Source organism: Prevotella rectalis, from assembly GCF_900607215.1.
GTDB lineage: Bacteria > Bacteroidota > Bacteroidia > Bacteroidales > Bacteroidaceae > Prevotella > Prevotella brunnea.
The window spans coordinates 101,087-108,164 of sequence record NZ_LR027819.1 but is presented as its reverse complement, the minus strand read 5'-3'; the positions used below and the strand labels follow the sequence as shown (position 1 = coordinate 108,164).

The window sequence follows — 7,078 nt, the reverse complement described above, 5'->3', positions numbered from 1 at the left end:
CTGCGGACGTTCTACACAAGACTTAAATGCTGCTTTATAACTAATTTTTAGCGTAGCCGTGTCTGTTTGTCCACAAATAGAGCTTAGTTTAAACACGGCAGCTAAAAATATGAGTATTATTTTGTATCTTCGAATAAGGCACAAAAGAAGTCGCATGGCTCTTTTGAAGTTAAATGCAGCCGCAGCGAGCATCACGTTGATGGCATCACCCAAGAGACCCTTGTAGAAGTTCCTCCCCAATCGATGATCTGCCTTGCAGTGCCCGATGACAGGCTCTATTCCTGCTCTCTTGCGGAAGAACATTTGTTTTTTCTTTTTCGTGTGTGGCGAGTCGCTTGCCTTGGGAACACCGGGTATCATGATGTTCGTCTCTCCAATGCGATGGCGGAACTCCACGAGTTCCGTCGGTACGCAAGGTTTGGCGATGGTGAAGGATTCCATTCCGCAAAAATACTGGTAGTAGGCGTTCTCCGAGAACTGTTCCACGACGCTCTCGTCCGAAACGTTGCGAATATGCTTCAGCACTATAAGACCGACCATCAGGCGGATGGGCTTGGCCATGCGTCCGTTGTCCTTACAGTACAAGGGGGCAAAGGAACGCTCAAAGGTTTCCCAATTTATCAGATTGGCAAGTTTGTACATTGGATGGGTGGGATTGAGCATGGATGCCAAGTCCCAAAACATTGATACCTGATGGGTGTTGGATGGAGATTTATACATTGTTGATTTGCAAGATTTTACTATGCAAAGATACAAAAACTTGTAGATATATACAAATAATATAAAGGTTATTTTATTGATAATCAATAGATTATTTACTTTTCAAGGGACGACTGTATAAGCTAAAGGGAAAATGTATGAAATATCTCCCTCGTTTAACCTTACCGACAAAGCCCTGACCCATATTGAAATTCCATACCTTGTTCAAAACGATTTGTAAAGTGCATAATTTCTCGTCGGGAAAGTCCTATATTCTCTGCCATATTCTCCCAATACTTCATGTTCCTTGTTACGTCCATTATAATGCCTCTTGCGGTTGTTTCATCCAGCATATAAAGCTCATGAGCATTGTAAAGTTTGTTGAGTGAACTATCGTTTGTGTTGGTATCGATAAGCAATGCTTGAAATATACCGTTCGTAGGGTTCATGTCGTATGCAGGAGACAATTCCCACCCCTCCTTTCCAAGTAGGAACGAATGATTTCTAAAGTGATCGTCGGTATTACCAATACAGATATTGAAGGCAACTCGCTTGTATAGTTCTTCTAAATTAGCTTCTATATGGTTGCCACCTCCTGAAATGATAAAATCCACAATATCCAAATAGCCTTTTCCACTTCTTTGTCCGTCGCCATCAGTGAAGCCAAGGACGGTGAGAGAAGAAGCCATGTGGATTCTCTTGTTGTCTTCGGATCTATCAAATCTTTTAGAGAGGAGTATATCCTGATCAGCTCCTGTCCTAATTACCTGTGTTTCGGCAACGTTGATACCACATTCCTTAGCCATCAGATGGGCGAAATGTTCCCAGCGTGATACGTTGATGTCGTCATTGATGGAAGGGAATTTGGCAAGATAAAGATGACCGCCACTCTGCACACAAGCCTTTGGGCGTGCTCCACCCATTGAGGAACCAGGTTGGAAAAGCCTCTGTACCCACTTCTTTTCTGGTTCCAAATGCTTATACTCACTTTTCTCAATCTCTTTAGCAGCTTGTAAAAGTTCGTCAATGTGTATGGCAGGCGGAACGCTGTAACCAGGCGTAGAGCTGATAAATGCTCCGCTATCTGGATCCTGAAAGCGAAAACCACCCATACGCAGCTCATCTTCCACGCCTTTGAGATAGTCCCAATCAGATAAGGTATGGCTTGCTTTCCCTTCTGTCTCAAGTGAAGTACGCAAGTCTATCAGTCGTCGCCCCCATCTGTCAGGGAGAGCATCAGAAAAACAACCGAAGATGTGGTTATCTCGGCTATATTGTACCCCGGGATATGGGCGGAGGTCTTGCCCAAAGTAAATTTTAGGAAAGGTTTTGAGCCAGTTTTTATCAAACTCAAAAGAAAATACGTCAGAGCCTCTTAGGTATTCATGCCCAAGAGTGCCTACCTTCTCTTCCTTATCCATCCAATCGAAATTGGCTATCACATCTAATTTTTCCATGTGTTATCTTTTTGAAGCTCGTTTCTTATTCTTAATACCTAAGTCCTGTACCATGTGCCCCAACTTATCGTCTTTAGCCAAATGGAGTATATCCTCTTCAAGCTGCAGGGCATTGAGTACTCTCATTACCACACCAAGAGATACTGTAGGCTCACCCTTTTCTAAACGTGAGAGAGTAAGCCTTGTACATTGCGCACGTTGTGCAACCTGATCCATTGTCAGATCTCTTCGTAATCGGGCAAGGCGGAATTGCTCTCCTACTACATTCAACTTCTCTTGTAGTGCTCTGGTCATCCATTTGGCTTTGGTGAATTTTGTCATAATGTATCTTCTATGGTGCAAAGATACAATAAAATGTTTAGTTTATAATACTTTATTTGTTTTTCTTATAATATTTCTTCATGCCCTCGTTTTCTCCACTTGTCTATGCCATCTGAAAGTTGCTCCTTGATATATTTGTTCAATTCATTGAATAGTGGCTGAAAGTCTTTGTCATCTATGGTAAAGTTCCATTCAAAATCCTTTGATATAATGTATTTGCTATAAATCTCAATTCCTAGTAGCAGATATTCTGCAACCTTTTTTACCGAGTCAAAATATTTTGCGTAAAAGAAGAATTGACTATCTTCCCATGTCTTAAAGTAATAGTTACCTAGTCATCATGAACTTATGTTCTGCTCTTACAGCCTATTGTTTCTTTGACAATAAGCCAGAAGCACTGCCGGTACACGTAGAGAAATCAAGGCAATTGGAACTTTTCTAAAGATTTTCTTATCCCGAACTCGCGTAATTATTTCATACGGCACGATGCTCCCTCCCGAATAAGCACAATGACACTTTCATGGCATCAATGCTTCCTCGGAATCATCTATACGTTGATATTCTACTCTCGCAAATCTCAATGCGGTCATTAGAATAACGGATCTTAATGAATTGCCCTAACTGTATTTTGTTTATTTCCTTATTTAACATTTCAGGTCCAAGGATAATCTTTTTTAGGACAAGAGGAGAATCTGTATTTCCATCTTGACCATCTATCCCCAAATCTCTTTCAACATAGGGTGAAAGTATGTTATAAGGTTGTGCTATAACCCAATTTGTTTGTTTATCTGAGACCATCAACAGGCGATATTCTGCCTCATTCTTAAAATCCTCTGATTTATAGAAAGGCTTATGCTTATCAAGTATGGGAAAACGAAAATTTATTTTATCGTCTTTTAATTTAGAGAGTATCTCATTCATACGTTTTACACTGTCATTTGTCTCTTTATTTATATATAAAACTTCTTTAATCCCAGTCTCTGAATTTTCTTTTGACTCAAAAACCATACAAACTCCATGTGCATTGTCGCCATAGAAACGCCACATATCAAGTTCGTCTATACGCTCTGAGAAGGATGTGATAAAATTTCGATTAGCCAAAAACAGATTATCTCCTTCTTCTGCAATACTCTCTTGAAAGTTTTTAATTGTATCTGAAAGGAAAAACATTTCAGTTTTATCATTCATACCTACAATTGAATTCATGCGTATCCTTCCACTTTGAAGCGTAGCCATTAAAGTTGAGAAAGAAGTGTATTTTGCAAATTGTTTGCATTTTGATTCTTGTGGAATAAATTCATTAAACATTTTTTGTTCTTTTTCCTTTGAAAGGCAGTAGCACTTTCTTACAGGATCATATATTATTTCCTCCAATTGTATTTGCTCTTCAAAAACAAACAAGAAAGCGTTTCGTATGACTGTTTTATGTTTTTCCATATTATCAGGTTGTTCAAATATGATGTCTTTAACATCTTGGAACATTAGATTCTGTTTGCTTTTTTCATTGTCAAAACGGCAAAAAATTGAAAAAGGTTTTTCGCCATTATCGATATTGATGAAATACGGAGGCTGGTCGTATTGAGAAGAAACTTTATACAAAGTAAAACTATTACTCATATTACCAGATAGTTGTATCCAAATTCTCCCGTCAAAATTTATCTCGCATCGTAATTCGTGTGATGTATTTTGCACCTCAATACTTATATAAGGATTGTTTTCAGCTTCTTTTATAAATATCTGTTTTATTTTATAAAAGGCTTTAAGTTGAGCACAATGATTTTGCCTATAAGATTCTGCATAACGTTCAATCCTCGTGCTGTAAATGTATTTAGAATGATGACGTTTTACAAAGGAGTCAAATAAAAAATCCAATAGCCTTTGTTGCAAGTCTGCAATATCTATTGTAGCACTATCATCCAAATACGCCCATTCACCATTTTGAAACATATTGCTTTCCAAAATCTTTATTTTGCCAACAATATCTGCAAGCCCTATGTCGCGCAATTCTTTTACACTAAAAGGCGAAGTGTGTTGCAAAAGATAATCTTGCAGAATATTTATATAGTCATGTTTGAGACCATGAATGCTTTCTATTTGAAGAGAAAAATCCGTCTCAGAAAAATACACACCATAAAAAGGATTCCCCAATAAAAGTAATAAACTGTCTTTTGCCATAAATAACCTATTTCCTTGTTACACTATCTAACGAATAACGAATATTACTTCCTCAAACTTATCCTATACTGATAATCAATGAATTACATTCTTATGGTACAAAAATGTTTCCTTGATTTGAGTAGTATTGATTAGAAAACATCTTGGATGTTAGCATCCTTTTAAATATCTATTTTTGTATGTCGCTCATCGGCTTTCTTTATTCGAACATAATTATATTTATTTGTTCTTAGATTTACTTTCTATAGTGAAATTGGATTTTTTTAGCAAGGAGTCCATCTTCTGAAGGTTATAATCCATTTTCATTATTATGGTTTCATATTGTTCTTGCTGTATTTCTGTTTTAGAAAACCTGTTATTGAAAAATGTCACTCCAAAAGGCGAAAGCAATGACATAATGCAAGCAAACCAAGCTATATTTCTACTAATCTTCGCTTCTTTAACTTCCCTTTGGTATGAAAGAATTTCTACTGACACAAAATTGTTATCAACTAATACCCGTAATGAGTCGGAAGGGTAAATTAAGCTATTAAAATAGTAAGTAATTTTACTCAGAATAGGCTCCTCGACAAGTTCTCCATTGAGTATAATATCACCTTGATTATTACTTAGAACAGCAGTATTTTCGTTAATCGTAATTTGTCCCCCAGTTATTGTTAATATCGTCCCGCCAGTTCCTATTCCCACACTAGTATCAGAAGGAGCATATATTATCTGATTCTGCTCTTTACTTAAGCAATACACAAGTCCTTCTTTTTCCATTGTTTCTATCAATGAAATTATTTTTACAAGCAATGAATATATCTCATCTCTTTTATGTTCTGTACTATACAGGGTATATACCTTTTTTGTTGGCGCTAAGATAAGAAGAGCAAATTCTTTATCATTAAAGTATTGCTTTAAAAGTTCTCCAAGTGTGGATCCCGTTTTAGAATCCTGATTCAATATAATCTTGATGATTCCCTCGTCCCATTTATTTATCTTTCTCATTGCCTTTTTGACTTTCTTTTTTTGAGACTCTTTCGGTTCTCATATTTCTTTTGATTAATAACTTTATCTTTTTTTTCAATAATTTGTTTTGTCTTTAAAAGTTCGTCTTGAAGGATTCTATTTTTCTCTTCCAATTCTTTATATTTCCTTTCATAAGATTCGGACTCCTTTTTGGCTGACTCTATGAGAGGTAAGAATGAGTAACCCTTTTGTTTTACATGACTATATATGTCATTGCAGTCTTCTTCTGTAGGATTCGTTAAGAGATTATTTATTTCATCTTGTAATTCGAATCTGCAAGTTCCAAAACGAAGTGCAATAAAAGAGTAGCCCTCGCCGAGAGATGCAGACGTTCTCGAAGCGTAGCGAGAGGTTGTCTGCATCTCTCGGCGAGGAAAAAAAACAACCAGCAATACAAATAAAAAAGGGAGACCTCTGTCTCCCCAAGATTAATTAACTTTGTATTGTGAAATATCATCAATTAACCTCGGAGCAAAGGTCGCAAATTTTCGCCTTACTCCAAAAGAAAACAGGGAGAAAAGAGATTGCCACAATCGTCGGCATCAGTCAGTCAACACTATCACGTGAAATCAAACGCAACAGCACGCCATCAGAAAAGTATATCTGGACAAAGGCGCACGATATGGCTATGCAGCGCAGAAAGAGAACGGTAAAGAACGCCAGGCTCTCTAACGAATTAGTCTGGAGAATTAAGGAATATATCACCAATGACCAGTGGTCTCCACGACAAATATCAGGTTATCTGCGCAAGAATGAGGGAATAAAGGTGTCCCACCAATCCATTTATAATATCATTCATAATGATACAACAGGGGAACTTGCCAAACACACAAGGCATAAGATGAAATACAGGCATCGTCCCAAGGGCAGGCATTTTCCAATTAAAGACAGGTTGAGTATCCATGAAAGAAGTAAGGAAGTTGACGGGAAGAGATTTGGAGATTTTGAGATGGACTTGATCGTAGACCCTGACCAGCATGCCATACTCACACTGGTAGAGAAATCCACCAATATGCTGCTTATGCAGAAACTGCCATTTGGGAAGCAGGCAAAGCCTCTGGCAAAGGTAGTTAGAAAACTGCTGCTACCATACAAGGACATTCTGAAGACCATTACAACAGACAACGGACCTGAATTTGCGGCACATAAGGATATTACCAAGTTCTTGGGCGTGCCCGTATACTTCGCTGATCCATATTGTTCTTGGCAAAAGGGAGCTATTGAGAATACAAATAAACTAATCAGACAATATATACCGAAAAAGGATTCGTTTGAACATTACACAGACAAGAGAATTATGTCGATACAAAAGAAATTGAACGAAAGACCGAGAGAAAAATTAAACTTTTCTACTCCAAAGTGTGAATTCTTCAAATACGTTTTATAATTTTGCACTTGCTGGTTGACTCTGCGTC

General features: G+C 37.6%; 5 protein-coding genes and 3 pseudogenes. 2 read left to right on the top strand and 6 right to left on the bottom strand.

Annotated elements, in window-relative coordinates:
• Positions 1–81: 81 nt before the first annotated feature.
• The 4 genes and pseudogenes from E0E16_RS14865 to E0E16_RS00560 all read right to left on the bottom strand — a co-directional run.
• A pseudogene (locus tag E0E16_RS14865) lies at positions 82–381 on the bottom strand (transposase); the annotation flags it as partial.
• Positions 361–720: pseudogene (locus E0E16_RS14860) on the bottom strand (transposase); the annotation flags it as partial. The pseudogenes E0E16_RS14860 and E0E16_RS14865, both read right to left, overlap by 21 nt.
• A 161-nt stretch (positions 721–881) precedes the next feature.
• Positions 882–2,156 carry a type II toxin-antitoxin system HipA family toxin gene (locus E0E16_RS00565; protein ID WP_130828378.1) on the bottom strand — a complete coding sequence of 425 codons (1,275 nt, stop codon included), beginning with the start codon at positions 2,154–2,156 and terminating at the stop codon, positions 882–884.
• Positions 2,157–2,159: 3 nt separating this feature from the next.
• Positions 2,160–2,477 carry a helix-turn-helix domain-containing protein gene (locus E0E16_RS00560; protein ID WP_130828377.1) on the bottom strand — a complete coding sequence of 106 codons (318 nt, stop codon included), beginning with the start codon at positions 2,475–2,477 and terminating at the stop codon, positions 2,160–2,162.
• A gap of 337 nt (positions 2,478–2,814) precedes the next feature.
• On the opposite strand from E0E16_RS00560, the pseudogene E0E16_RS14045 reads away from it, so the two are divergent.
• Positions 2,815–2,919, top strand: a pseudogene (locus E0E16_RS14045) (IS982 family transposase); the annotation flags it as partial.
• 101 nt (positions 2,920–3,020) lie between these two features.
• Here E0E16_RS14045 and E0E16_RS00550 read toward each other — a convergent pair.
• Positions 3,021–4,652: a DUF2971 domain-containing protein gene (locus E0E16_RS00550; protein ID WP_130828376.1), complete on the bottom strand. Its 1,632-nt coding sequence runs from the start codon at positions 4,650–4,652 to the stop codon at positions 3,021–3,023.
• A gap of 219 nt (positions 4,653–4,871) precedes the next feature.
• Positions 4,872–5,642 carry a hypothetical protein gene (locus E0E16_RS00545; protein ID WP_130828375.1) on the bottom strand — a complete coding sequence of 257 codons (771 nt, stop codon included), beginning with the start codon at positions 5,640–5,642 and terminating at the stop codon, positions 4,872–4,874.
• Positions 5,643–6,108: 466 nt separating this feature from the next.
• Between E0E16_RS00545 and E0E16_RS00540 the strand changes: the two genes are divergently transcribed.
• Positions 6,109–7,050, top strand: a complete 942-nt coding sequence (locus E0E16_RS00540; protein ID WP_130828374.1) for an IS30 family transposase — start codon at positions 6,109–6,111, stop codon at positions 7,048–7,050.
• Positions 7,051–7,078: the final 28 nt, after the last annotated feature.

Excerpts from the sequence above, each read along its gene's own strand:
- E0E16_RS00565 (WP_130828378.1), bottom strand. The coding sequence starts at position 2,156 with ATGGAAAAATTAGATGTGATAGCCAATTTCGATTGGATGGATAAGGAA.
- E0E16_RS00560 (WP_130828377.1), bottom strand. The coding sequence starts at position 2,477 with ATGACAAAATTCACCAAAGCCAAATGGATGACCAGAGCACTACAAGAG.
- E0E16_RS00550 (WP_130828376.1), bottom strand. The coding sequence starts at position 4,652 with ATGGCAAAAGACAGTTTATTACTTTTATTGGGGAATCCTTTTTATGGT.
- E0E16_RS00545 (WP_130828375.1), bottom strand. The coding sequence starts at position 5,642 with ATGAGAAAGATAAATAAATGGGACGAGGGAATCATCAAGATTATATTG.